24 protein-coding genes, 1 tRNA gene and 1 pseudogene are annotated in these 25,088 nt (G+C 36.8%); 21 read left to right on the top strand and 5 right to left on the bottom strand.

All coding sequences use genetic code 11. The features are described from left to right. Nucleotide 1: 1 nt before the first annotated feature. The 7 genes and pseudogenes from P375_RS05525 (at nucleotide 2) to P375_RS05500 (ending at nucleotide 7,288) form a co-directional block, all read left to right on the top strand. Nucleotides 2–262 (top strand): YcgL domain-containing protein, encoded by a 261-nt coding sequence (locus tag P375_RS05525; RefSeq protein ID WP_039135313.1) that lies wholly within the window; start codon nucleotides 2–4, stop codon nucleotides 260–262. Between the two features lie 44 nt (nucleotides 263–306). Beyond that, nucleotides 307–468: pseudogene (locus P375_RS12145) on the top strand (IS3 family transposase); the annotation flags it as partial. Nucleotides 469–793: 325 nt separating this feature from the next. Further along, nucleotides 794–1,390, top strand: a complete 597-nt coding sequence (locus P375_RS05520; protein ID WP_039135310.1) for a fimbrial protein — start codon at nucleotides 794–796, stop codon at nucleotides 1,388–1,390. A 75-nt stretch (nucleotides 1,391–1,465) separates the two neighbouring features. After that, nucleotides 1,466–2,179, top strand: a complete 714-nt coding sequence (locus tag P375_RS05515; protein WP_039089455.1) for a fimbrial biogenesis chaperone — start codon at nucleotides 1,466–1,468, stop codon at nucleotides 2,177–2,179. A gap of 12 nt (nucleotides 2,180–2,191) precedes the next feature. Beyond that, nucleotides 2,192–4,702, top strand: a complete 2,511-nt coding sequence (locus tag P375_RS05510; RefSeq protein ID WP_039089508.1) for a fimbria/pilus outer membrane usher protein — start codon at nucleotides 2,192–2,194, stop codon at nucleotides 4,700–4,702. Beyond that, nucleotides 4,687–5,850: a fimbrial protein gene (locus P375_RS05505; RefSeq protein ID WP_245176425.1), complete on the top strand. Its 1,164-nt coding sequence runs from the start codon at nucleotides 4,687–4,689 to the stop codon at nucleotides 5,848–5,850. The genes P375_RS05510 and P375_RS05505 overlap by 16 nt, the downstream gene beginning before the upstream one ends. 373 nt (nucleotides 5,851–6,223) lie before the next feature. Beyond that, entirely contained in the window at nucleotides 6,224–7,288 is a 1,065-nt protein-coding gene (locus P375_RS05500; RefSeq protein WP_039135307.1) for a lytic murein transglycosylase, read from the top strand. Nucleotides 7,289–7,461: 173 nt separating this feature from the next. Here P375_RS05500 and P375_RS05495 read toward each other — a convergent pair. After that, nucleotides 7,462–7,551: transfer RNA gene (locus P375_RS05495), tRNA-Ser, on the bottom strand. 214 nt (nucleotides 7,552–7,765) lie between these two features. Between P375_RS05495 and P375_RS05490 the strand changes: the two genes are divergently transcribed. The 6 genes from P375_RS05490 (at nucleotide 7,766) to P375_RS05465 (ending at nucleotide 12,422) form a co-directional block, all read left to right on the top strand. Further along, entirely contained in the window at nucleotides 7,766–8,428 is a 663-nt protein-coding gene (locus P375_RS05490; RefSeq protein ID WP_039135304.1) for a Bax inhibitor-1 family protein, read from the top strand. 130 nt (nucleotides 8,429–8,558) lie between these two features. Further along, on the top strand, nucleotides 8,559–8,894 hold the full coding sequence (locus tag P375_RS05485; RefSeq protein WP_018345889.1) for a TusE/DsrC/DsvC family sulfur relay protein: 336 nt from the start codon (nucleotides 8,559–8,561) through the stop codon (nucleotides 8,892–8,894). A gap of 124 nt (nucleotides 8,895–9,018) precedes the next feature. Then, nucleotides 9,019–9,849, top strand: a complete 831-nt coding sequence (locus P375_RS05480; protein WP_197494802.1) for a metal ABC transporter substrate-binding protein — start codon at nucleotides 9,019–9,021, stop codon at nucleotides 9,847–9,849. Further along, nucleotides 9,842–10,720 (top strand): ATP-binding cassette domain-containing protein, encoded by an 879-nt coding sequence (locus tag P375_RS05475; RefSeq protein WP_021462219.1) that lies wholly within the window; start codon nucleotides 9,842–9,844, stop codon nucleotides 10,718–10,720. The genes P375_RS05480 and P375_RS05475 overlap by 8 nt, the downstream gene beginning before the upstream one ends. A 1-nt stretch (nucleotide 10,721) precedes the next feature. Beyond that, entirely contained in the window at nucleotides 10,722–11,573 is an 852-nt protein-coding gene (locus P375_RS05470; protein ID WP_039086362.1) for a metal ABC transporter permease, read from the top strand. Nucleotides 11,574–11,582: 9 nt separating this feature from the next. Continuing rightward, nucleotides 11,583–12,422 carry a metal ABC transporter permease gene (locus P375_RS05465; RefSeq protein ID WP_039089467.1) on the top strand — a complete coding sequence of 280 codons (840 nt, stop codon included), beginning with the start codon at nucleotides 11,583–11,585 and terminating at the stop codon, nucleotides 12,420–12,422. Here P375_RS05465 and P375_RS05460 read toward each other — a convergent pair. Continuing rightward, the gene (locus P375_RS05460; protein ID WP_039135299.1) at nucleotides 12,419–12,691 is read right to left on the bottom strand and encodes an acylphosphatase; all 273 of its coding nucleotides are present in this window, start codon (nucleotides 12,689–12,691) and stop codon (nucleotides 12,419–12,421) included. The genes P375_RS05465 and P375_RS05460 overlap by 4 nt on opposite strands. A 92-nt stretch (nucleotides 12,692–12,783) precedes the next feature. Here P375_RS05460 and P375_RS05455 point away from each other — a divergent pair, with 92 nt between their 5' ends. The 4 genes from P375_RS05455 to yccS all read left to right on the top strand — a co-directional run bounded on the left by P375_RS05455 (nucleotide 12,784) and on the right by yccS (nucleotide 16,605). Further along, the gene (locus P375_RS05455; protein ID WP_039135296.1) at nucleotides 12,784–13,443 is read left to right on the top strand and encodes a curli polymerization inhibitor CsgI-related protein; all 660 of its coding nucleotides are present in this window, start codon (nucleotides 12,784–12,786) and stop codon (nucleotides 13,441–13,443) included. Between the two features lie 79 nt (nucleotides 13,444–13,522). Then, the gene (locus P375_RS05450) at nucleotides 13,523–13,981 is read left to right on the top strand and encodes a methylglyoxal synthase (RefSeq protein WP_021462214.1); all 459 of its coding nucleotides are present in this window, start codon (nucleotides 13,523–13,525) and stop codon (nucleotides 13,979–13,981) included. Nucleotides 13,982–13,984: 3 nt separating this feature from the next. Beyond that, nucleotides 13,985–14,419, top strand: a complete 435-nt coding sequence (locus P375_RS05445; protein WP_039135293.1) for a YccF family protein — start codon at nucleotides 13,985–13,987, stop codon at nucleotides 14,417–14,419. Nucleotides 14,420–14,430: 11 nt separating this feature from the next. Beyond that, nucleotides 14,431–16,605 (top strand): YccS family putative transporter, encoded by a 2,175-nt coding sequence (gene yccS / locus P375_RS05440; protein ID WP_039135290.1) that lies wholly within the window; start codon nucleotides 14,431–14,433, stop codon nucleotides 16,603–16,605. Between the two features lie 77 nt (nucleotides 16,606–16,682). Here the strand turns inward: yccS and ycaO are convergent, their stop codons facing one another. From ycaO to argR, 3 genes are all read right to left on the bottom strand, one after another. Continuing rightward, a complete protein-coding gene (gene ycaO / locus P375_RS05435; RefSeq protein ID WP_039135287.1) occupies nucleotides 16,683–18,440 on the bottom strand; it encodes a 30S ribosomal protein S12 methylthiotransferase accessory factor YcaO in 1,758 nt (585 codons plus the stop codon). A 176-nt stretch (nucleotides 18,441–18,616) separates the two neighbouring features. Continuing rightward, on the bottom strand, nucleotides 18,617–19,507 hold the full coding sequence (locus tag P375_RS05430) for a TIGR01777 family oxidoreductase (protein ID WP_039135283.1): 891 nt from the start codon (nucleotides 19,505–19,507) through the stop codon (nucleotides 18,617–18,619). Between the two features lie 22 nt (nucleotides 19,508–19,529). Next, nucleotides 19,530–19,994 carry a transcriptional regulator ArgR gene (gene argR / locus P375_RS05425; protein WP_209434807.1) on the bottom strand — a complete coding sequence of 155 codons (465 nt, stop codon included), beginning with the start codon at nucleotides 19,992–19,994 and terminating at the stop codon, nucleotides 19,530–19,532. Between the two features lie 232 nt (nucleotides 19,995–20,226). On the opposite strand from argR, the gene mdh reads away from it, so the two are divergent. From mdh to aspS, 4 genes are all read left to right on the top strand, one after another. Further along, nucleotides 20,227–21,159: a malate dehydrogenase gene (mdh, locus tag P375_RS05420; RefSeq protein WP_039135277.1), complete on the top strand. Its 933-nt coding sequence runs from the start codon at nucleotides 20,227–20,229 to the stop codon at nucleotides 21,157–21,159. Between the two features lie 161 nt (nucleotides 21,160–21,320). Further along, nucleotides 21,321–22,337, top strand: coding sequence for a branched-chain amino acid aminotransferase (locus tag P375_RS05415; RefSeq protein WP_039135274.1), 1,017 nt, complete (start codon nucleotides 21,321–21,323; stop codon nucleotides 22,335–22,337). 85 nt (nucleotides 22,338–22,422) lie between these two features. After that, a complete protein-coding gene (gene cmoA, locus P375_RS05410) occupies nucleotides 22,423–23,151 on the top strand; it encodes a carboxy-S-adenosyl-L-methionine synthase CmoA (protein WP_039135271.1) in 729 nt (242 codons plus the stop codon). 96 nt (nucleotides 23,152–23,247) lie between these two features. Next, complete coding sequence (gene aspS, locus P375_RS05405; RefSeq protein WP_039135268.1) at nucleotides 23,248–25,017, top strand: aspartate--tRNA ligase; 1,770 nt, start codon at nucleotides 23,248–23,250, stop codon at nucleotides 25,015–25,017. Nucleotides 25,018–25,088: the final 71 nt, after the last annotated feature.

Below are 25,088 nucleotides of genomic sequence, written 5' to 3'. Positions count from 1 at the left end.
AATGTTGTGTGCTATTTATAAAAGTCGCAGAAAAGAGGGAATGTATCTTTATATTGAAAAAAGAGATGATTTTTCATCAGTGCCTGAATCATTATTAAACGCTTTTGGGACACCTCAATTTGTGATGTTGTTCAATTTAGACGGAAAAAAGAAATTAATTCATACAGATAATCAAAATGTTAAAGAGCAGATTGAGCAAAATGGATTCTACTTACAGATGCCTCCGCCGGTAGAAAATCTCTTGAAAACACTTAAAAATTAGTTAATTCTTCCGCAACACAACCCACTCAGCACAATATTGTGCTGAATATGTCGAGGAAAGAAAATTGTTTAGATAATGCTGCTATGGAAAGTTTCTTTGGTCGGATGAAGGTGAAATGTTTTTATAACAACACCTTCGAAAGCATTGAAGAACTGGAATTTGTTATCAAAGAATATGTTCGTTATTACAATGAAAACAGAATTTAATTAACATTAAATGGACTGAGTCCTGTTCAATATAGAATTCAGTCCTTAAAACAATAGCCAAACTTTTCGGGATCAGAGCATTCAACTCTTTTGCTTTTTTCTTTATTTATATTGTTTACGCCAAAATGGAGTAGTGATATTAAATTTTCTGTTTATACAAGCTAACATATTGATTATATTGAGTTTATTTGAAAGGTGTTTTTAAATATTTCTATCCTTACGTGTAAATTTACATTTCTTTAGTAAAATTTACTTGCCCCCCCCCCTAAAAACTTATGTATACTCCTACGTAAATTAACTTAATCCTGAAGGAGTATTTGAAAAAATGAAAAAATTACTTTTAACAACTTTAATTACCGCTGGTTTAGGCTTATCGGCACAAGGTGCGTTTGCAAATACACCAGCACAAAAAGGCACTATTACTATCAACGGTAAAATTGTGGATACTACTTGTACAATTAATAGTGGCACTGGTGCTGATATTACTGTTACCTTAGCTACAATTTCTAAATCTGCATTACCTAACCAAGGTAATACCGCAATGGATACTCCATTTGAAATTAAACTAACAAATTGTACTAAAACAGGAGGCGGAGTATTTGCTACTAACGAAAAAATTTATGCTGCCTTTATTAATGATCCTCAAAAAGTGAGTGCAGAAGGGCGTTTACTTAATAAAGCCACTGATACTCCAGCCTCTGACGTGACTGTTCAAATTGCTAATAATGCTTCCGATAACACTAGTGTAATTGATATTTCTAAATCAGCTACTGCACAAGGCTCTAAAACTGTAGCAATAAGTGGTTCTTCACCAACTGGGTCTGCGACTTTACAATATAAAGCACGTTACTATGCAGAAAGTAATAGTATTACTGCTGGTAATGTTAAAGGTCAAGTTGATTATATGATCGCATACGAATAATCTATGTTCTAGTTCTTTTTCGGGCAGATATTCTGCCCGATTTTTTATCATCTTTGTATTTGTTGGCGGATGTTTATGTTAAAAAAAAGATTTGCTACGATTTTTATATTGGCTGCTTTCTGGGCTTCTTCCTCGACAGCAAATATTGTTATTACAGGCACGCGGGTAATTTATCCGTCTGATGCCAAAAATGTGAGTGTTCAATTAACCAATGTAGGCGACTCACCTTCATTAGTGCAAGCTTGGATTGATGATGGTGATGCTAATACACCACCAGAAAAAATTCAAACGCCCTTTGTGATTACACCGCCTATTTCTCGTGTTGATGGAAATAAAGGTCAAACATTGCGCTTAATTTATACGGGGGGATCATTGCCCTCAGATCGGGAATCACTTTTTTATTTAAATGTGTTAGATATTCCACCGTCACCAAAAGATAAGAGCAAAAATTATTTACAAATTGCATTACGCAGCCGTATTAAGCTATTTTACCGCCCTGCGAATCTCTCTCTTTCACCATCAGAAGCTTATACCAAAGTAAAATGGCAATTAAAAGGTAAACAATTACAAGTGGATAATCCAACACCATATTACATTACCTATGTCGGTGCGGGTGTCGGTCAAGGGAAAAATATGGCTAAAACCTCACGAGCTAATATGATTGCACCGTTTTCTAAAGCTGTTTTTGAATTGAACAAAGTTCCTTCAGGAAAAGATACTACTGTACAATGGGATATTCTTAATGACTATGGTAGTGATTCACTTGGAAGCAGCCCATTACAACATTAATGCCTAATGATTATGCGAAATATTTTCTTACCCTTAACAAAATTTAGACGTAGCTATATATCATTGGTGCTATTTAGTAGTTGTTGCATCAATAGTTATGCTAGTGACTACGTTGAATTTGACCCTGGCTTCTTATACGGCAGTGAAGCTCAAAAAAATATTGATATTAAACGATTCAGTTATGGGAATCCCATTCCTGCTGGTGAATATCTTGCTGATGTTTATGTAAATAATGAATTACGTGGACGTATTACTTTACAATTTGTGGAGCTTCCTGATCAAAAATCTATCGGACTTTGTGCTACACCAACGTTGTTAACATTATTAGATTTAAAATCTGCTGCGTTTTCAGGTAAAACTCATCAAGTTAAGCAATGTCGCTTATTTGCACCACAAGTGCCAGAGGCAAAAGTAAATTTTGATACTGGACAATTGCGATTAGATGTAGATATTGCTCAGGCTCTAGTTGTGCAACGTCCAAAAGGTTATATCTCACCTGCACAATGGCAAGATGGTATTCCTGTAGCATTTTTGCGTTACAACGCTAGCCATTATCGCTACCAATACAGTGATCAAAATTTTTATCAAAGCTATCTAGGCATTGAGTCAGGTATAAACTTGTTTGGCTGGGCATTACGTCATCGTGGGTCTATGAGTTGGAGTCCGCAACAAGATTCTCATTACCAACGGATCGCTACTTACTTACAACACGATGTTGCCGCACTTCGTGGGCAATTAACTATCGGTGATTTATATACTAATGGCGTTTTGATGGATAGTTTATCACTGCGTGGAATAAAGTTAGCATCTGATGATAGAATGTTGGCTAGTTCTGAACGCGGTTATGCTCCCGTTATTCGTGGCGTTGCGAATAGCAATGCTGTTGTCAGCATACGGCAAAATGGCAATTTATTGCGAGAAGTGTCTGTTCCTCCTGGGGCGTTTTCAATTGATGATCTCTTTCCAACAGGGTATGGTGGCGATATTCAAGTAGAAATTTTAGAAGCAAATGGAGAAAAACGCACTTTTACTGTTCCTTATACGGCGGCAGCACAATTAATTCGTCCAGGCTATAGCCGTTATCAAATTGCTGCTGGACGTTATCGTTATGGTAATGTTGTTTTTGATACAAATGTTGCACAAGCCACTTGGCAGTATGGTCTAACTAATAATTTAACATTGAATCTCGGGGCGATCCTATCTAAAGATTACCATTCTGAACTGTTAGGTCTTTCTTTTAATACGCCGATTGGAGCATTTGCGGCAAATGCAACGCTCTCTAATGCAACTTTTCATAATCTTGATCAAAAATTTAAGGGATACAATCTTTATTTTAGTTATAACACGCATATCGAACCAACAAATACAAACGTTACTTTAGCTGCATATCGTTATTTATCACGCGATTACTTTAGTTTACAAGATGTCATTTTAGCAAATGAACGGGATTTTGCTTACGAAAACGGACTGAATTTATCATTGAATAGCTATCGCCCAAAAAATCAATTTCAGGTATCTGTAAGTCAAACATTTAAAGACGGATGGGGTGGGGCTTATATTACTGGAAGTACGTTTACCTATTGGGGAACTAAGCAAAAACGCAATGAATACCAAATTGGCTATAGCAATAATTACAAGAAATTAAATTATAGTCTGTCATTTTCTCAATCAATTAATAATGATGGCAACAATGATAAACGAATTTATCTTTCTCTATCATTACCATTAGGTGATAACGCTAATGGCTCTTATCTTTCACAAGATATTAGCCATAGCGTTAAGGATGGCTATTCTGCCTATACGTCATTATCTGGTACATTGGGTGAACAACAGCGTTATACCTATACTCTCTCTGTCAGTAAGCAACAACAAAGTGATGTTAGTTCAATTGCTTTTAGTAACACCTATTCTAGTTCTTTTGCCCGTCTTAATGGTTCATGGAGTCGTAGTAATAAAGGTAATCAACAAATGTCTGTTGGTGCTTCTGGAGCTGTTGTAGCTCATCCAAAAGGCATTACATTATCCAATGATTTAGGTGACAACTTTGCGATTATTCACGCCAAAGGTGCAAAAGGTGCGTTGATTAATAGCGCAATAGGTAATGAAATTGATTATTTTGGTAATGGTATCGTGCCATATGTTGAACCATATACTATCAATTATATAGGTTTAGATGGCAATAATTTGCCGAGTTCTGTTGAATTAGCTGCGACCGAGCAACAAGTGATTCCTCGTGCTAACCAAGCACTTTTAATTAATTTTGCAACCACAGCAGGCTCAGCCGTGTTCTTTGAAATCGAAAACAAAGAACAATTGCCACCATTAGGAACAGAAGTATTTGATCAAAATGAGAAATCTATTGGCGTTGTTGCACAAGGTGGCAAAATTTATACCAGAGGTATTGCTGAAAAAGGTGAGCTTCATCTCAGTTGGGATGGACATCACTGTCGAGCAAATTATCAGTTACCAGAACAAGAAGACGGTAAATTACTTATCGTGCCAATACAATGCCAGTTTTATTAAAAGGGGAAAAAATGAAAGGGAAAATAATTCATTGGTTTATATCAATGATGGCTTTGGTGATTTTGTTTAAACCATCATTTTCTTTTGCCTATACATTTGAAGGGATAGATGTTGGAGGACCAAGTGGAGTACCAACACAAGAAAAATATATTAGCGCTAATTATAATCGTGTTGGTTATAATGAGGTGGTTTATCGTTGGAATATAGGTGAAATAATGGTGGGAGACTACTGTAAGAGACGCTCCGGTGTAACGAATTCAACGGATCGATTTTGGCTAGAAATTAAATATTTTGATACACAAGATAAAAATAGTCAGTATTTTGAAAGAAGATTACTGGAAGTAAATAATCATCTAGTAACCATTGACGGTACAGGTCCATATCAATTTGCCATTGTTGACAGAGGAGAATCACTGATTTTTGATTTAAGACTAAAGCTAAAAGATACTTTTCTCTATAATTCAACGCCAGCAGATATTTCTATTCCGGCAAACACGCCTTTGGCAATCATTACGATGTTATGTGTGGATAAAACGACATCAGGTAATACCGTAGCGGATTATCAAGCTAATGATAATAGGGCTTATAAATATAACTCATTCTCTATGATAAAAGTTACCTCCGCGAATGAGGCAACCTTTAGTTTTGCTCGAACTTGTACACTGGAAGATAATAACCAAACGGTTAAACTAAAAGATGTGACTGTAAAAGAACTTAATGAGAATGACGAAGTGCTAGGTAAAACTTTTGATATTGGGCTTAATTGCCCCGGAGGAAGTGTAAAAAATGCTTATATTCTCTTTACTGATGCTCTTTTTCCAGAAAATACAGGCACGCTACCGTCTGTTGGGGCAATTGGACGATTACATTCACCTGAAACCGCTAATACATACACTGTATTAAGTGTAAAAGATTCAGTTACTAAACAGTATTTAACTTATAGACAACCTTTAATAGCAAACGGTGATTTTTTTAATAAGCCAACAGGAGATCAAGCGGCAGGTTTTTACTCATTTAATCAGGAGGCATTAACTATTAATCAAAAGCCTAAGCATCGTTATGAGGTTTATTATCGTAAATTACCAAATAAAACACCAAAAGGTGGAACAATATCAGCCAAGATGACTTACAATATTTATTACGATTGATAAAAAACTATTCCCACTTTTGATCTGCACCCTAAAGTTGGACTGATTATCCAACACACAGAGGTGCAGATTTTTTATGACTAAAAACAGTCAAATATTTAAAAATCTGTTTTTTTACCATCCAGAAAATCTGACCAGAATGAGGAAAAGCAAGCGCTCAGAGTGCTTTCCCCATTCTCTTTGGGCAAGCAAAGACAACCCTACGGGTTGAACGTTGCTTTAGCAACGGCACGAAGTGCAAGGCGCAGCCGCAGTAAAATGGGGTCGCTCTTTAGGGCGAAATCTAAGCCTCAATACAAAACCAAAACATTAACATCCTCACCATAATGCATTACAATAACACCCCAATTTTCTAACAATATAATCAAGCAAAATGTTCAAAAAAGCAGTACTCACCGTTCTCACCTTAGCATTGGTAGGTTGTGGCAGTTCCACTAATAAAACGCCATCCGATGTTAATTATTCCCAGCCACGCTCTGTTGCTAACTTTGATCAATATGTCGATTATCTGCGCCAACAGGCGGTAAAACAGGGCGTTGATGCCAATGTGGCATATTCTCAACAAAATATCCGTTTTGTTGAACGTTCAATAGAATTGGATCAACAGCAGGCAGGGCGTAAGCGTACAGCTAAACCTAATCAACCTAATCCAAACGGTGTGACCAATTATCTTAATAAAGTGCTGACAATGAATAAAATTGCGTTGGCAGTGCGTTATTTCAGCGAACAGAATCAAGAAATAATGACTGCCAGTCACCGTTTTGGTGTGCAACCACAATATTTGGTGGCATTGTGGGGAATGGAAAGCAGCTTCGGACGTTATCAAGGTAATTTTGATGTACTGTCTGTATTGGCAACATTAGCCTTTGAAGGCAGACGAGAATCACTGTTTGCACCGGAATTTATTAAAGCGTTGGAAATTATTGATCGAGGTCATATTGAGCGTGAACAGATGAAAGGATCGTGGGCAGGCGCAATGGGACAAACGCAATTTATGCCAAGTTCATATTTAAGTTATGCCAAAGACGGTGATGGTGATGGTATCGCTGATATTTGGACAAATTATTATGATGCGTTTGCCTCTATCGCTAATTATTTAGCTACTGTTGGTTGGAATGATAAATTGCCGTGGGGCGTTGAAGTTCAGCTTTCTACTAGGATTGATCCTTCATTAAGTGGAGTGGAAAAGCATAAAGCCAAATCTGTAAGTGATTGGTTAAAACGAGGCGTTGTTGTGCCACAGGATCGATTTTCACAACAGGCATTGGCGAAGCTTCAATCCGATCCGGTTTGGTTAGTGTTGCCAAACGGCTTGGCAGGACGGGCATTTTTAGTATCTCAGAATTTTAAAACCATTATGGACTGGAATAAATCTTATTACTTTGCTATTAGTATCGGTAAGTTTGCCGATGCAATAGCACAACGAGTGATGTTGTGATGTTAACAACTGTTTGTATCTAAACTCCGTTTCTAGCGGAGTTTTTTATGAAATTTAGTCTTGTTTATGGTTTTATCTTGTTCAAGAAAGAAGAATAGACAACGGAAACTTTGAATAAAGTTTAATAATAAAAAGGAGAATATTAAGGATTATCTGAGATAATATGAAAAGGATGGCGGAGGAAAAGAGATTCGAACTCTTGGAGGACGTAAATCCTCGCCGGTTTTCAAGACCGGTGCCTTCAACCACTCGACCATTCCTCCGCAGGATAGCTTGTTTTCAGCGATGTGAAATATAGTATAGTTCAGAGAGCGAGTAAATAAAAATTTGTAAAAATAGGTTTGATAGCACGCTTTTTGAGCTTTATGTGCTTTTTTTACACTTTATGCTTTTCTTACACCTATTTTGATTGACTTTTAATGTTGAAATTATTACCGTTATCAGGTTATTTTTGGATAGTTAAGGAGACTGAACTTTATGCAACAAAAAATTGTTATTGATACCCGAGAAAGCGCTTCTTCAGTGTTGAGTACCAATCGTGTATTGCGTAACACATATTTTTTATTGGCGTTAACAATTGCGTTTTCCGCGTTAACCGCTTATTTATCAATGGCGTTTAATTTGCCATATCCGGGGTTAATTGTGATGTTGGTCGGATTTTATGGTTTGTTATTTTTAACTTATAAATTCGCCAACAGCGGTTTAGGTATTTTAGTTACATTCGCTTTTACCGGATTTTTAGGGTATACCTTAGGGCCGATTTTAAATATTTATGTCAGCCAAGGATTAGGTGATCTTGTTGTTACTGCATTAGGTGGTACAGCATTGGTCTTTTTTGCTTGTTCAGCATATGTTTTAACAACGAAAAAAGATATGTCGTTCCTTTCCGGTATGATGTTTTCGCTTTTTATTGTGTTAGTTGTTGGTATGATTGCTGGTTTGATTTTTAATCTTCCGGCATTGCATTTAGCGATTAGTGCCTTATTTATTGTGTTCTCAAGTGGCGCTATTTTATTGGAAACCAGTAATATTATTCACGGTGGAGAAACCAATTATATTCGCGCAACAGTCAGCATTTATGTTTCGCTTTATAACATTTTTGTCAGCTTGCTCAATATCTTATCCGCTGATCGTGATTAATATTAAGTGAGTAACAGAAACCGCATCAATCGATGCGGTTTTTTTATGGCTTGTAAATTGTAACGATAGGTAATTTAATCCATTATTGAACATAGAATTTTGTACAATAACTAAAAAACAGAGGAATATTATGGCACAGTTAGATTTTAACGGTAAAAAAATTGAATTGGATGCACAGGGTTATTTATTAAATAGTGAGGATTGGACTCCCGCTTTGGCTGAAATATTGGCAGAGCGTGAAGCATTGACATTGACTGAAGCTCATTGGGAAGTGATCCATTTTGTGCGTGATTTTTATCAAGAATATAAAACTTCGCCAGCTATCCGGATGTTAGTTAAAGCAATGGCGCAGAAATTGGGAGAAGACAAAGGGAATAGCCGTTATTTACAGCGTTTATTTCCTGATGGGCCGGCAAAACAGGCAACAAAATTAGCAGGTTTGCCTAAGCCAGCGAAATGTTTGTAGTTGAGAATTATTCTCAAATAGAAAATATTGTGGTAGGATAGTAAAAGTTAATCTGAAGATAAGGAGAAATGAGGTGTTAAGAAAAGCATTATTATTGATTTTTTTGTTGATTGCACCACTAGCAATGGCGAAACCGTTTAAAGTGATTACTTCATTTACTATTATTCGGGATATTGCACAAAATGTTGCCGGTGACAGTGCTATTGTGGAGTCGATTACTAAGCCGGGTGCAGATATTCATAATTATCAGCCGACACCAAAAGATATTGTTAAAGCACAGGATGCGCAGTTGATTTTATGGAACGGTTTGCATTTGGAACAGTGGTTTGAGCGTTTTTTCAATAATTTGCCTAATGTGCCTAGTGTAATTGTTAGTGAAGGGGTTGAACCTTTGTCCATTTACGAAGGGCCTTATCAAGGTTTTGCCAATCCGCACGCTTGGATGTCGCCGAAAAATGCAATGATTTATGTGGAGAATATTCGTCAAGCATTGGTGAAATATGATCCGCAACATCAAGATAATTACAACCATAATGCAGCGGTTTATCGACAAAAACTGATTGAATTAGATAAGCAATTTCAACGGCAGTTGGCTTTTATTCCTACAGAAAAACGTTGGTTAGTCACCAGTGAAGGCGCATTTAGTTATTTAGCTAAAGATTATGGCTTTTCTGAATTATATTTGTGGCCGATTAATGCTGAACAACAAGGCTCTCCGCAGCAAATTCGTCACGTTATCGAACAGATGCGTAAACATCGATTGCCGGTAATTTTTAGTGAAAGCACCATTTCCGATAAGCCGGCAAAACAGATTGCGAAAGAAACTGGTGCGAATTATGGTGGGGTGCTTTATGTTGACTCACTTTCGCAGCCGGATGGTGCGGTGCCGACGTTTCTTGATTTATTGACAGTCACAGTTAATACAATAACAAAAGGATTTAAACAGAATGACTGATTTAGCTTCTTTGGTAGTTGATAATATTAGTGTACGTTATAACAACGGACATACGTCGATTCAACAGATGTCTTTTCATCTTGAAGGCGGTACCATTTGTGCCTTAATTGGGGTAAACGGCAGTGGAAAATCAACACTGTTTAAAAGCATTATGGGGTTAATTACACCACAACAAGGGCAGATTAGATTATGTGATAAAAGTGTTAAACAAGCACTGAAGCAACATCTTGTCGCTTATGTGCCACAAAGTGAAGAGGTGGATTGGCAATTCCCGATTTCTGTTTACGATGTGGTAATGCAAGGGCGTTATGCACATATGAATTTTTTGCGTATGGCAAAAGCAACAGATAAAGTCGCAGTTGAACAGGCGATGGCAAGAATGGATATTACCCATTTAAAAAATCGCCAAATTGGAGAGCTTTCTGGTGGTCAGAAAAAACGGGTGTTCCTAGCGAGAGCATTAGCTCAGCAAAGCCAGATTATTTTGTTGGATGAGCCTTTTACTGGTGTAGATGTGCAAACAGAAGTAGCTATTATTAATCTGTTACAGCAGTTACGCAAGGAGGGGCGTTTAATTTTGGTGTCAACACATAATTTAGGTAGCGTGCCGGATTATTGTGATCAGGTGGTGATGATTAATCGAACTGTTATTGCCAGTGGTGCGACGGCAACCACTTTTACGCAGGAAAATCTGGAAAAAGTGTTCAGTGGTGTGTTGCGATATATCAAGTTGCACAGCGAACATTTACACGAAGACGGTGATGAACGAGCGGTGACTGTGTTAACAGATGATGAAAAGGCAGCGGTGTTTTATGGTAAAACAAAAAATGAGCCGCCGGCAACATTATTCAATCGTAAAAAAGGAAAATAATATGTGGGATCTGCTGATACAGCCGTTTCAATATGATTATATGTTTAAAGCGATTTGGGTTAGTGCGGCGATTGGCAGCGTATGTGCCTTTTTATCTGCTTATTTAATGTTAAAAGGTTGGTCATTGATCGGAGATGCTTTGTCGCATTCGGTAGTGCCTGGCGTGGCGATTGCTTATGCGTTGTCATTACCGTATGCGATTGGTGCGTTTTTTTCCGGTATTTTGGCAGCAGTGGCGATTTTATGGATAAAGGCGATTACCCCATTGCGTGAAGATGCCATTATCGGCTTTATTTTTACCACCTTTTTGGCTTTGGGGTTATTTGTGATTTCATTAAATCCTACTTCGGTGGATGTAGAAAGTATTATTCTTGGTAATATTTTGGGTATTGCTGACAGTGATGTATGGCAAGTTGTGATAATTCTGACGGTCAGTTTTATTTTGTTATTGCTGTTTTGGAAAGATTTATTACTTGTCTTTTTTGATGAAATTCAAGCGAAGGCGAGTGGATTAAACCCAATAGCATTAAAAGTACTGTTTTTTACTTTGTTGAGTGCTTGCATAGTTGCAGCTTTGCAAACCGTTGGTGCGATCTTAGTAATCGCAATGGTGGTGACGCCGGGAGCGACAGCTTATCTCTTAACCTATAAATTTAAAATTTTGCTGAAAATTGCGGTTGCTTTCGGCTTTTTCACTAGTGGTTTGGGGGCTTATTTAAGTTTTTATCTGAACGGAGCAACCGGTGGCATTATTGTTACTCTACAAACATTACTGTTTTTGTTGGCTTTTGCTTTTTCGCCGAAATACGGCTTTTTTACGCAACGTTATTATCACGTTAGCCGGAAACATTAGGAGATCACAATGTTGGCTTGGTTAATTGAATCAATTTCATATCCCTTTATGCAGGTTTCATTGATAACTGCTTTAATGATTGCGACAATCTGTGCAGTATTGTCTTGTTATTTGGTATTAAAAGGTTGGGCATTGATGGGAGATGCTATTTCACATGCAGTTTTGCCAGGTATTGTGTTGGCTTTTATCTTTAATTTACCATTGACGTTAGGCGCTTTTCTAGCTGGAATTGGTTGTGCTAGTAGTATCGGTTTTTTGAAAAATCACGCACGTTTGAAAGAAGACACTATTATGGGCATTGTATTTTCTGGAATGTTTGCTTTCGGCTTGGTTTTGTTCGGTCAGGTACAGACTAATCAACATCTTACTCATATTTTATTTGGTGATATTTTGGGCATTGATCGTCGACAGATGTGGCAAATGCTAGTGATTGGAGCGGTGATTTTAGTGCTGATTTATAGTAAATGGCGTGATTTGTTGCTTTATTGTTTTGATCCTGTGCAGGCAAAAGTGATGGGATTAAATACTACTTTTTTGCATTATGGTTTGTTGTCGTTATTATCTTTGTCAATCGTGCTGGCAATGCAGATCGTTGGCGTGATTTTGGTAGTAGCAATGCTAATTTCACCGGGAATCACTGCATATCTGTTAAGTAAACGTTTTTCTACAATGTTATTGATTGCGATAGGAAGCGCATTATTATCCAATATTGGCGGAATTATCATCAGTTATCATCTTGATAGTGCAACTGGCGCAACGATTGTATTGACCCAAGCTATACTTTTTATCTTTGCTGTGATAATTAATAAATGGAAAGATCGCCAATTAAGTAAAGTGAGCGTTAATTAGTGCAAAATACGAAACTCTTCTAAAGCTTCTTGCTCCGTTATCGGAAAACATTCCAAATGGGAAACATTAGCAGTTTTCGGACCTTTTTGTAGCCACTGTTGAAAGGCAGCAAGTTGTTGTTCCGTGCCTTGTGCCAACACGGCAACGCTACCGTCATTTTGATTTTTGACCCAACCGAAAATACCTAAACGTTGCGCTTCGCGGTAAGTAAAATAACGAAAACCAACGCATTGAACATGACCATAAACGATAAATTGTTGTGTTTTCATACGAAACCCTCCAAATTTTTATGTTCTTTTGAAAAGAAATGGCATAAGATAATGACTTCTTAAACTCGCTTTAACTTTTACTAGGAGTGTACATGAAATTATCACGTTTTGCATTGGCATGTGTGGCGGCAACCCTTTCAATGAGCAGTTTAGCCGCAACGGTAACCGTAACGCCAAACATTTCTCTTCTTGCCATTGACGGTGAAAAAGCAAAATCCTCTCTTACCAAATCTCAAAACAGTTTCAATATCAATGATAACAACAAACACCAAGTTGTTGTTCGTGTGTCTGAAGTGGTAGATAACGGTTCGGATAAAACATTATTTGAATCTGATCCTATTATTGTTACTTTCCAAGCAGGAAATCAGGATTTAGTGATTAGCGCACCGCGTTTAGATAATATGCGTAACGCAAATATGTTTGCTAAAGATCCAAAAATTGTAGTAAAAACCAGTGCAGATCAAACTGTGGCAAGTAAACAGGATATTCTTAAACAAACCGGTATTTTTCCTGATACTCGTATTGCGGAAGACTTAGCAGAATACAATGCCTCCCAAGGTGTGGCAGCTGTACCTAATTTAGTTTCAGTCAGTATGCCGGCAGCGATTCCGACTGCAGCAGGAGCAAAAGCGACTAAAGCGAAAATTACTGTTCAAGGTGAAAATGTTGCAGAACAAATGTTGCAATATTGGTATCAACAGGCAGATAAAGAAACTCAAGCTCGTTTCTTAAAATGGGCACAAGGAAAATAATCCTATAGGGTTAGTTATTGATTTAAGGTAAAATAAGCGGGCAGTTTGTCCGCTTTATTTTTATAAAAAGGAGTCATTTATGCAACAAACAACTAGAAAATTGGCGCAGCAGAAAACAGTAGCTTTGGTTGCACACGACCATTGTAAACAGGATTTGATTTTGTGGTGTAAAACTCATCAGCAACAATTATCACAACATCATTTAGTGGCTACTGGAACGACAGGCCATCTTATTCAAAAAGAAACGGGGCTTAATATTCATAGTCTATTGAGTGGACCGATGGGTGGCGATCAACAGATAGGTTCATTAATTGCCGAAGGGAAAATAGACGTTTTAATTTTTTTCTGGGATCCGATGAATGCCGCACCACACGATCCAGATGTGAAAGCATTGATGCGTATTGCTACTGTTTGGAATATTCCAACCGCAATTACCAAAGCTTCAGCTAATTTTTTAATTTCATCACCATTCTTCACGCAAGAAACAGAAATTCAAATTCCTGATTATCAAGGTTATTTAACGGAGCGCTTGAAATAATATATGTGGAATTTTATTTTTAATCTTTTAAATTTTATATTGGGCGGTTTTGCCACTTCATTAGGATGGCTAATCGCCTCTTTTGTTAGTGCAATGTTAATTGTTACATTGCCTTATACACGTAGTTGTTGGGAAATTTTTAAATTATCATTGATGCCTTTTGGATACGATATTGTGCATATTAATCAGATTGAACCGCAACATCCGATAATGAATGGACTAGGTTCGGTGTTAAATATTATTTGGTTTATTCTGTTTGGTTGGTGGTTGGCAATAATGCACATTATTGTCGGCGTAACTCAATGTTTAACTATTATTGGCATACCGACCGGCATTATGCATTTTAAATTGGTTCGTATTTCACTCTTTCCGGTTGGACAACGGGTGGTGGATAAAGAGTATGCGAATTTTTTAAAACAAAATAAATTTTTTGATTAAAAAATAGAATTATGATTTATCAAATAATAAAAAAAATAAATACAAATTGGTTAAATAGCAAGGTTATTGCCATTATTCCTATTTTTTTAGCAGTGAATATTGTTTCAATAATTGTTTGGTATTTTAATATTGCTTCAGTCAGTATGCCTTTGATATTGGGGACAATTGCCGGTGGCTTGGTTGATTTAGATAATCGTTTAAGTGGCAGATTAAAAAATCTTTTTTATACATTAATCGCCTTTGCTATTTCTTCTTTGGTTATTCAGGTTACCTTTGTCGATCATTATTTATTTATTTTAATAATGGCGATTTTAACCTTTTTATTCACAATGTTAGGTGCAATCGGACAACGTTATAATACGATTGCGTTCGGCAGTTTGGTGGTCGCACTTTATACTATTCTTGCTTATGATCCGAATCAAATTTGGTTTATTAATCCACTGCTTATTTTAGTTGGTACATCTTTATACAGCTTCTTAACAATGTTGGTTTATCTGGTTTTCCCTTTGCGACCCGTGCAAGAAAATTTAGCTAAAGCCTATTTATCACTTGCAGAATATTTACAGGCGAAAGCAGAGTTATTTAATCCAGATAATCGAGAGCTGGATTTGGATCGATATCAAACTCGATTGGTGATGACAAACAGTAAAGTGGTTCAGGCTTTTAATCTTTGTCGAAGTGCATTATTTTATCGCTCCTCCGGCGGTTATGTGTCTAATACAACATTAAGATTGATTAATAGTTATTTTATTGCGCAAGATATTCACGAAAGAATTAATTCAAACTATTTTGATTATCCAAAATTATTGGAAGATATAAAATATAGTGATTTGATTTTTAGAATTCGTTATTTAATTGAGTTACAAGCTAAAATATGCAAGGCGTTTGCGAAACATCTACAGAAAAATGAAAACTTTATTTATCATAAAAAACTCAGATATGCGTTTGAACAGTTGCAACAGTCTTATGTACATTTTCAACAACAATTTCCTCATTGTGAACATTTGAGTAATCTTAATATTTTATTGGAGAGTTTCCATAAAATAGAGCAGCAATTATCTCGTTTAGATGCAAGAGCAAAAGACATTGATACAACAACAGTTAATTGGCGTATTCATCAGGATCGTATTACTGGATTGGCCAATATTTTTCGGGTAATTAAAAATCAATGTACATTTGAATCTCAACTATTCAGACACGCAGTGCGTTTAACAATTGTGGTAACGGTATGTTGCCTAATTGCTAATAATGTGCCGATTGAGCGCGGATATTGGATTTTATTAACAGCTGTTTTTGTGTGCCAGCCGAATTATACGACTACTCAAGCACGACTTAGACAGCGTATTATTGGCACGATTTTAGGTGTATTAGTCGGCTCATTATTACCTTATTTTTCCACTAGTTTGGAAAGTAAATTGGGAATTGTGGTGATTGCTAGTACTTTATTCTTCTTTTTCCGCACCAATAATTACAGTTTTTCCACTTTCTTTATTACTATTCAGGTATTAATGAGCTTTGATATTATTGGAGTCGATATTGCTTCAGCGACTTTACCGAGAGCAATTGATACTTTAATAGGTTGTCTTATTGCCGGATTAGCTGTTTCTTATTTATGGCCGGATTGGAAATATCTACGTTTAAATTATACGTTAATTAACGCTTTGAAGAGCAATGCGAGATATTTATTAACGATTATTGTGCAGTTGCAATTTGGTAATCATAATGATCTGAAATATCGTATTATTCGCCGTCAGGCACATGATAATGCAACGGCATTAAATACTGCTGTGTCTAATCTTAATTATCAAGGTTACAAGGATAAATCACGTTTAAACAATGCTTTTGATTTACTAAAATCAAACTATGCTTTACTAAGTTATATTGCTGCGTTGGGAACATTTCGTAGTCAAATGGGAGTTTCACATTTAAATACACAGATGCTAATTCATTTATATCCTATTTCTCGTCATATTGTGGAAATATTGGATAATTTTGCACAACTTAGTAAGCCGGAATTTGAGCAATCAATGCTGGATGTCACAAAATTATTATCTGATTTACAACAACAAGGTAGCGAGAACAGTGAGCTATCAGCACTTCTTCCATTAGTAAAACAGTTAGAAGCGATTGTGAAAACGTTACCTACTTTATTTACAGATTATCGGAAAGAGGTGGAATGCCAATAACTTAATAGAATAAAGGAATGTTAATATGGCCAAATTGATTGATAAAAGGTGTGCCTTAAGCACACCTGATATGTTAATTAATAGAATGCTTTTTTTGCTTTTTGTAGTTTTTCATATGCCTGCAATAATTTTTGATGTTCATTAAAATTAGATAATGTTTCATCGCTAGCTGGTAATAAAAAGAACGGATTGCCACCATTAATAGCATTCCAAGCAAAATCAACGGCTTTTTCACCATACATCCGATTAAATACTTCTCGATATTGTGCTGGATCACGATTTTCATCTAAAAATAACTCAAGACTATTAATTAAAGCACGATAATAGTTAGCCTGTTCAGCATTAAAAATAGAGCTATTCATTTGGTATGTCCAAGTTGCCCATTCCAATGCGTTTTCTAAATCACCTAAGGCAAGATAAAGCATTGATTTTAATTCGCCAATACGTAATGTTTGCCAGCTGCTATTTTTCGGTGCAACGATACCAATAAATTCTCGTACACGTACTGCATCGTCAATCGCTTGTTCATCCAATTCTGCTAATAGTTCCTGATAAGTTTCTGGATCGTGATTGAAATTAGGTAGATCCAATATAATTTCACGCCAATCCATTCCCATATTGTTGTTGGCGTAAATTAAGTCGTCAGCCGGATAAATATCAGACATTCCCGGAACGATAATACGACAAGCGTCAACACCGAGATGTTGATAATCCATAATGTAGACCTCTTTATTTTCACGGTGGAACAGAGACATCAGATTTTCATATTCTTCAGCAGTTGTGCCGGAAAAATCCCAATGAACAAATTCATAATCGCTTTGTTGTTTGAATAAATCCCACGAAATCAAACCACTGGAATCAATAAAATGGGTTTCTAAGTTAGCGTGATCGGCAACATCATCATTATTGAATGATGGTGGTGAGAAAACATCGAGATCTTTTAAACTTCTACCTTGTAATAATTCAGTAACAGTACGCTCCAATGCGACTTCAAAGTTAGGATGTGCGCCGAAAGAGGCAAAGCAAGTGCTGTTATGAGGGTTAAGCAACACCACGCAAATAACCGGATATTGTCCACCTAATGAGGCATCAAATGCGTAAATAGGAAAACCTTCTTCCTCTAATTTAGCAATCGATGCGTGCACAGAGGGATATTGATCCAATACTTGTTTTGGAATTTGTGGCAAACTGATTGCTTCGGCAATGATTTTGTTTTTTACATAACGTTCAAAAACTTCAGATAGCCCTTGTACACGAGCTTCATTTTGTGTGTTGCCCGCAGACATTCCGTTAGACACATAGAGATTATTGATGATTGCTTGTGGAATATAGATTGTTTTTTGATCGGATTGACGCACATAAGGCAATGCAACAATACCACGTTCATCATTACCGGATTGAATATCGACTAGTAGATCTGGTGTTAATTCCTGATTTGGATCAAAATAATCCAATAACTGATTATCAAGAATACCATTCGGTAGTAATTCCGGATCTTCAATTGGGAACCATTTTTCGTTCGGATAATGAACAAATTCACCATCAGCAATTTTTTTGCCTAAATAGTAATCAGAGAAAAAGTAGTTAGTAGAAAGACGTTCAAAATATTCACCAAGAGCGGAGGCAAGTGCTGCTTTCTTACTAGCTCCTTTTCCGTTGGAAAAACATTGTGGACATTCTTTATCTCGAATGTGTACCGACCAAACATTAGGCACCGGATTAAGCCAAGAGGCTTCTTCAATATTGAAACCAAGATTTTTTAATTTTTGTTGAAAGTTGGCAATAGAATCTTCTAGAGAGGCATCTTTGCCTAAAATAAAAGTTTGTTCTGTCATACATTATCCTTATTTTGTTATTGTTAGTAATTACAGCGCTTTAATGCATTGAAAAAGATTAAAATAGATTTGTTTTCGATTTGAATAAAAGAGATGAAAACAAAAAAGATGTAGCGATAGTACGGGAGATTTGATACGCCCGCAAGCTATTTCAGTGATTACCCATATTTAACCAATCAGTTTTTCAGGATTTTGTTTAACGCATCCGCTAATGTTGGCAGAGTAAATTGAAAACCGGCTTTTAGCAGTTTTTCCGGATAAACTTTCTGACTATTTAGCAATAATGAAGCTCGCTCGCCCCAAATTAAGCGTAATAACCATACCGGAATGCGGCAGATAGCGATACGTTTCATTAGTTTTGCTAATGTTTTATTAAACTCTTGATTACTTACTGGATTTGGTGAAACCAAATTAAAAGCACCGCTACACTGTGGGTTTTTTAATAGAAAAATAATCGCATTAACCATATCCGGCAGACTGATCCAAGACCAAATTTGTTGTCCATTACCTAATTTACCGCCAAGCCAGTGACTATATAGAGGAAGAATTTTTGCTAACATACCACCATAACTGCCTAATACTAGTCCGGTACGTAATAAACAGACTCGTGTATTCGCTTGTAAAGCAGCATTTTCCCATTGTTTGCAGAGTTGACCTTGAAAATCATTAGCGGCTGGCATTTTTTCAGTGAGTGTAGTTTGATTATTATGTCCATAATAACCAGTAGCAGAGCCAGAAATAAAGGTATGTGGTGGTTGATTGCTTCGGTTAATCAGTTCAACCAATTGCTGTGTAATATGCACTCGGCTATCTATCAAACATTTCTTTTGTTCATTATCCCAAGGTTTATCAAAAATAGGCTCGCCGGCAAGGTTAATTACAGCGTCAAATGTATCTAAATTCTTGAAAGATGATAAAGAAGAAAGAATAGTCGTTTTGGTGGAAAATTGAGAACGATATATTTCTGGTGAACGAGAAATGAGCGTAATTTGATTCCCTTCACTTTCGAGTTGTTTCAATACTGCTCGACCAATAAAACCTGTACCGCCTGTGATTAGTATATTCATACTCTTCCCTCTTTGTGAGAAATTATAGAGAATCGTTGAATAATGCTTGAATATTCTCTATAAGTTGATCAATTTGAATATCTTTTGTCGGCGATACGAAAATAGTGTCATCGCCGGCAATAGTTCCTAAAATACCTTCAGCTTTACTGACGGAATCTAATAAGCGAGCAATTAATTGTGCCGCACCTGGACTGGTTTTAATCACAATAAGGTGGTTATTGTGATCGATATCTAGTACTAAATTTTTTAATGGGCTGGAGGTTGTCGGCACGCTTAACTCATTCGGTAGACAATAAACCATTTCCATTTTTGTGTTTCTAGTCCGCACTGCACCAAATTTTGCTAACATCCTTGAAACCTTGGATTGATTAATATTTTTAAAGCCCATATCGGTTAAAGCGTTGACAATTTCACCTTGTGAACTGAATTTTTCTTCTGCTAATAAAGATTTAAATGCTGAAAATAATTTTTCTTGTTTATTTTCCATAGTAACCAAGATAAGAATTGCATAAATTTTGCATAAAAATGCAGAAATGAAGATTAAATTGGAATTATACTGCATAAAAATAGTTGAGTGGTATTTTTTCTGAAAATAAATCAAACTTTTGTTAGAAAATGTGGCATAGCTCTCAATATTGAATTTATTTGTTTGAAAATTTGTTACAGTAGGCATAGAATTTCTTCATTAATTATTTATCTAACCATTAAGGAGTATACAAATGAAAGTTGCTGTTTTAGGTGCGGCAGGCGGAATTGGTCAAGCATTATCTTTATTATTGAAACTACAATTGCCGGCAGGTTCTGATTTGGCGTTATATGATATCGCTCCGGTTACTCCGGGCGTGGCAGTTGATGTAAGCCACATTCCGACAGCGGTTACCGTTAAAGGTTTTGCCGGTGAAGATCCTACTCCTGCACTTGAAGGTGCGGATGTTGTATTAATTTCAGCAGGTGTAGCACGTAAACCTGGTATGGATCGTTCTGATTTGTTCAATATCAATGCTGGTATTGTGAAAAACTTAATTGAAAAAGTAGCTGCAACTTGTCCAAAAGCTTGTGTCGGTATTATTACTAATCCGGTAAATACTACTGTGGCAATTGCTGCAGAAGTGTTGAAAAAAGCTGGTGTTTACGACAAACGTAAACTTTTCGGTGTGACCACTTTGGATACTCTTCGTTCAGAAACTTTTGTGGCTGAATTGAAAAATGTTGATGTTAGCAAAGTACAAGTTCCGGTTATTGGAGGTCACTCAGGTGTAACTATTCTCCCATTATTATCACAAGTACATTATGTTGAATGGAAAGAGGAAGAGATCGAACCGTTAACAAAACGTATCCAAAATGCTGGTACAGAAGTTGTTAATGCAAAAGCTGGTGGTGGTTCTGCAACATTATCTATGGCTCAAGCAGCTGCACGTTTTGCATTATCGCTTGTGCGTGCATTAAATGGTGAAAAAGTAGTTGAATGTACTTATGTTGAAGGTAATGGTGAATACGCACGCTTCTTTGCACAACCTGTTCGTTTAGGTAAAGAAGGGGTTGAGGCATTATTACCGATTAGCCCATTGAGTGAATTTGAAAAAGCAGCAGTTGAAGCAATGTTGCCGACTTTAAAAGCAGACATTGAATTAGGTGAAAATTTTGTTAAATAAAATTCTCCTTAACTCTTGATAATAAAAAGTGCGGCTGATAAAAGTCGCACTTTTTGTTTTGCTTATAAAAAGCCCACTCTCAGTTAGAAATACTTGCAAAGCCGTTATTATGGTGTAGATTAATATCTAATTTTTAGGACACAACAAATTAAGGAAGAATTATGAAAGATATTGACTGGAAAAATTTGGGCTTTGGTTATATCAAAACCGATTATCGCTACATCGCACATTGGAAAGATGGTAAATGGTCAAAAGGTGAACTGACTAAAGATAATCAACTTGTTCTGCACGAAGGTTCGCCGGCATTGCATTATGGTCAGCAATGTTTTGAAGGGTTAAAAGCCTATCGTTGCAAAGACGGTTCAATTAATCTATTCCGTCCGGATGAAAATGCAAAACGTATGCAGCGTAGTTGTGATCGTCTTTTAATGCCACACGTGCCAGTAGAAATGTTTATTGATGCTTGTAAGCAGGTCGTTAAAGCTAATGAAGAATGGGTAGCACCTTATGGTACTGGAGCTACACTTTATTTGCGCCCATTATTGATTGGCGTTGGCGAAAATATTGGAGTGCATCCAGCGAAAGAATATATTTTTACTGTGTTTTGTTGTCCGGTAGGCGCTTATTTTAAAGGTGGATTAAAACCAACAAACTTTATTGTTTCTGATTATGATCGTGCAGCTCCACAAGGTACTGGTGCTGCGAAAGTGGGAGGCAACTATGCAGCGAGTTTGCTTCCGGGAGCTGATGCACACAAACGTAATTTTAGTGATTGTATTTATCTTGATCCGGCCACACACACTAAAATTGAAGAAGTCGGCTCAGCTAATTTCTTTGGTATTACGAAAAATAACGAATTTATTACACCATATTCACCATCCATTTTGCCTAGTATTACAAAATATTCATTGCTTTATCTTGCAGAAAAACGCTTAGGCTTAAAAGCAATTGAAGGCGATGTTTATATTAATCAGTTGGATCAATTTACTGAAGCCGGAGCCTGTGGGACTGCTGCTGTTATCAGTCCAATTGGAGGTATTCAGTATGGCAATGATTTTCATGTATTTTATTCTGAAACCGAAGTTGGGCCTGTTACACAAAAACTTTATAAAGAATTGACCGGCATTCAGTTTGGTGATGTCGAAGCACCGGAAGGTTGGATTTTCAAAGTTAAATAAACTTTATGGGGTAGGTTGTTCTGACCTACCCGAGTCTTCCCTATTATATTTTTTGAGTTAATAGTTTGCTTTCCTATTTATCCATATGTCTAAAGATACAATTTTTTCTGCACCTATTGAAAAATTAGGTGACTTTACTTTTGATGAGCGTGTTGCGGAAGTCTTTCCCGATATGATTCAACGTTCAATTCCGGGATATTCTAATATTATTACGGCAATTGGTATGTTAGTGGCTCGATTTGTGCAGCCGTATACACAAGTTTATGATCTTGGTTGTTCTCGTGGTGCAGCAACATTATCTGTACGCCGTAACGTTCATTGTGATGGTGTTAAAATTATTGGTATTGATAATTCTGAAGCTATGGTACAACGTTGTCGGCAGCATTTGGCAGCTTATCATAGTGAGGTTCCGGTTGAAATTTTTTGTGACGATATTCGTAGAATAGACATCCAGAATGCATCAATGGTTGTGTTGAATTTTACATTACAATTTATTCCACCGGAAGATAGAGAAGCATTACTAACTAAGATTTATCAAGGTTTAAATTCGGGGGGAATTTTAGTGTTATCGGAAAAATATCGTTTTGAAGATGATATGGTCAATGACCTTTTGATTGATTTGCACCACGAATTTAAGCGAGCTAATGGCTATAGTGAATTGGAAGTAAGTCAGAAACGTACTGCATTGGAAAATGTGATGAAGACTGATAGCATCGAACATCAAAAGAAACTTTTGCAACATATAGGTTTTAATCATATTGAAATGTGGTTTCAATGTTTTAACTTTGGTTCTATGCTTGCAATTAAAGCGTAAACAGGCTATTTTCCAATTCAAAGTAAGGTTGATTTTCGCTATAATCGCCCGAATCAAATTATTTTAGCTAAATTATATACAACAAGGATTTATTTTATGATGCGTTCACATTATTGCGGTGCATTAAATCGCGGCCATATTGGTCAGGAAGTTACTCTTAGTGGTTGGGTTCATCGTCGTCGTGATTTAGGCGGTTTAATTTTTATCGATATGCGTGATCGTGAAGGAATTGTACAAGTTTTTATCGATCCAAAAAATCAACAAGCCTTTGAAAAAGCGGCAAATTTACGCAGTGAATATTGTATTCAAATTAAAGGACAAGTAATAGCCCGTCCAGAAAACCAAATTAATAGAAATATGGTGACCGGTGAAGTGGAAGTTTCTGCAACTGATGTTTTGATTTATAACGCTTCTGAGGTTTTACCTCTAGATTTCAATCAAAATAATACGGAAGAACAGCGTCTTAAATACCGTTATTTGGATTTACGTCGACCAGAAATGGCACAACGTTTAAAAACGCGTGCCAAAATTACTAGTTATGTACGCCGTTTTATGGACAGCTATGGATTTTTAGATATTGAAACGCCAATGTTGACGAAAGCAACACCGGAAGGTGCACGCGATTATCTTGTGCCAAGTCGTGTGCATAAAGGTAAATTCTATGCATTACCACAATCTCCGCAGCTGTTTAAACAGCTATTAATGATGTCTGGCTTTGATCGTTATTATCAAATTGTAAAATGTTTCCGTGATGAAGATTTACGTGCTGATCGTCAGCCTGAATTTACACAGATTGATGTGGAAACCTCATTCCTTACTGCACCGGAAGTGCGTGCCATTATGGAAGAGATGATTCACGGTTTATGGCTGGAAATTTTAGGTGTTGATTTAGGTACATTCCCAATTATGACTTATGCGGAAGCAATGCGTCGTTTCGGCTCTGATAAACCGGATTTGCGTAATCCATTGGAAATGGTGGATGTTGCTGATTTATTAAAAGAAGTTGATTTTAAAGTATTTAGTGGACCAGCAAATGATCCTAAAGGTCGTATTGCGGCTATTCGTGTACCGAATGGTTCACATATTACTCGTAAACAAATCGATGAGTATACCCAGTTTGTCACTATTTATGGTGCGAAAGGTTTAGCGTGGATGAAAGTCAATGATGTTAATGCCGGTATTGATGGTATTCAAAGTCCGATTGCTAAATTCTTATCCGCAGAAGTCGTTACAGCGTTACTTGAACGTTTACAAGCACAAAGCGGCGATATTATTTTCTTCGGTGCTGATAGTTACAAAGTAGTTACGGATGCAATGGGGGCATTACGGTTAAAATTAGGTCGTGATTGTGGCTTAACTCAATTAGATCAATGGGCTCCTTTATGGGTAATTGATTTTCCAATGTTTGAAGACGATGGTGAAGGTGGTTTGGCGGCAATGCACCATCCATTCACTTCACCAGCACACGTTACCCCTGAAGAATTGGAAAAATCACCGGTTGATGCAGTTGCCAATGCGTATGATATGGTGATTAATGGCTACGAAGTGGGCGGTGGTTCCGTTCGTATTTTTGATCCAAAAATGCAACAGACAGTTTTCCGCATTCTAGGTATTGATGAACAGGAACAATATGAAAAATTCGGCTTTTTGCTTGATGCATTGAAATATGGCACACCTCCGCACGCTGGTTTAGCATTCGGTCTTGACCGCTTGACAATGTTGTTGACAGGTACGGAAAATATTCGTGATGTTATTGCATTCCCTAAAACTACTGCAGCAGCCTGCTTGATGACCGAAGCGCCTAGTGTAGCAAATCCTGCGGCGTTGCAGGAATTATCAATCCAAGTAGTTAAGGCGAAAGACTAAACAAAGGAGATATAATGAATCTAATTAAATGGAGCTTGTTGGGAATTGCTGGCTTAGCGCTGATGAATCCC

The organism is Gallibacterium genomosp. 2 (assembly GCF_000771895.1).
In the GTDB taxonomy this organism is placed as follows: domain Bacteria; phylum Pseudomonadota; class Gammaproteobacteria; order Enterobacterales; family Pasteurellaceae; genus Gallibacterium.
The sequence above is the reverse complement of the archived record's forward strand: the minus strand, read 5'-3'. Positions and strand labels throughout refer to the sequence as shown.

Bases quoted from the DNA above. Each gene is read 5' to 3' on its own strand.
- P375_RS05500 (WP_039135307.1), top strand. From the start codon at position 6,224: ATGTTCAAAAAAGCAGTACTCACCGTTCTCACCTTAGCATTGGTAGGT.
- P375_RS05460 (WP_039135299.1), bottom strand. From the start codon at position 12,691: ATGAAAACACAACAATTTATCGTTTATGGTCATGTTCAATGCGTTGGT.
- P375_RS05465 (WP_039089467.1), top strand. From the start codon at position 11,583: ATGTTGGCTTGGTTAATTGAATCAATTTCATATCCCTTTATGCAGGTT.
- P375_RS05430 (WP_039135283.1), bottom strand. From the start codon at position 19,507: ATGAATATACTAATCACAGGCGGTACAGGTTTTATTGGTCGAGCAGTA.
- argR (WP_209434807.1), bottom strand. From the start codon at position 19,994: ATGGAAAATAAACAAGAAAAATTATTTTCAGCATTTAAATCTTTATTA.
- cmoA (WP_039135271.1), top strand. From the start codon at position 22,423: ATGTCTAAAGATACAATTTTTTCTGCACCTATTGAAAAATTAGGTGAC.
- P375_RS05445 (WP_039135293.1), top strand. From the start codon at position 13,985: ATGTGGAATTTTATTTTTAATCTTTTAAATTTTATATTGGGCGGTTTT.
- P375_RS05510 (WP_039089508.1), top strand. From the start codon at position 2,192: ATGCGAAATATTTTCTTACCCTTAACAAAATTTAGACGTAGCTATATA.
- P375_RS05450 (WP_021462214.1), top strand. From the start codon at position 13,523: ATGCAACAAACAACTAGAAAATTGGCGCAGCAGAAAACAGTAGCTTTG.
- mdh (WP_039135277.1), top strand. From the start codon at position 20,227: ATGAAAGTTGCTGTTTTAGGTGCGGCAGGCGGAATTGGTCAAGCATTA.
- P375_RS05470 (WP_039086362.1), top strand. From the start codon at position 10,722: ATGTGGGATCTGCTGATACAGCCGTTTCAATATGATTATATGTTTAAA.
- P375_RS05485 (WP_018345889.1), top strand. From the start codon at position 8,559: ATGGCACAGTTAGATTTTAACGGTAAAAAAATTGAATTGGATGCACAG.
- P375_RS05455 (WP_039135296.1), top strand. From the start codon at position 12,784: ATGAAATTATCACGTTTTGCATTGGCATGTGTGGCGGCAACCCTTTCA.
- P375_RS05525 (WP_039135313.1), top strand. From the start codon at position 2: ATGTTGTGTGCTATTTATAAAAGTCGCAGAAAAGAGGGAATGTATCTT.
- P375_RS05505 (WP_245176425.1), top strand. From the start codon at position 4,687: ATGCCAGTTTTATTAAAAGGGGAAAAAATGAAAGGGAAAATAATTCAT.
- P375_RS05490 (WP_039135304.1), top strand. From the start codon at position 7,766: ATGCAACAAAAAATTGTTATTGATACCCGAGAAAGCGCTTCTTCAGTG.
- aspS (WP_039135268.1), top strand. From the start codon at position 23,248: ATGATGCGTTCACATTATTGCGGTGCATTAAATCGCGGCCATATTGGT.
- P375_RS05480 (WP_197494802.1), top strand. From the start codon at position 9,019: ATGGCGAAACCGTTTAAAGTGATTACTTCATTTACTATTATTCGGGAT.
- P375_RS05415 (WP_039135274.1), top strand. From the start codon at position 21,321: ATGAAAGATATTGACTGGAAAAATTTGGGCTTTGGTTATATCAAAACC.
- P375_RS05515 (WP_039089455.1), top strand. From the start codon at position 1,466: ATGTTAAAAAAAAGATTTGCTACGATTTTTATATTGGCTGCTTTCTGG.
- P375_RS05475 (WP_021462219.1), top strand. From the start codon at position 9,842: ATGACTGATTTAGCTTCTTTGGTAGTTGATAATATTAGTGTACGTTAT.
- yccS (WP_039135290.1), top strand. From the start codon at position 14,431: ATGATTTATCAAATAATAAAAAAAATAAATACAAATTGGTTAAATAGC.
- P375_RS05520 (WP_039135310.1), top strand. From the start codon at position 794: ATGAAAAAATTACTTTTAACAACTTTAATTACCGCTGGTTTAGGCTTA.
- ycaO (WP_039135287.1), bottom strand. From the start codon at position 18,440: ATGACAGAACAAACTTTTATTTTAGGCAAAGATGCCTCTCTAGAAGAT.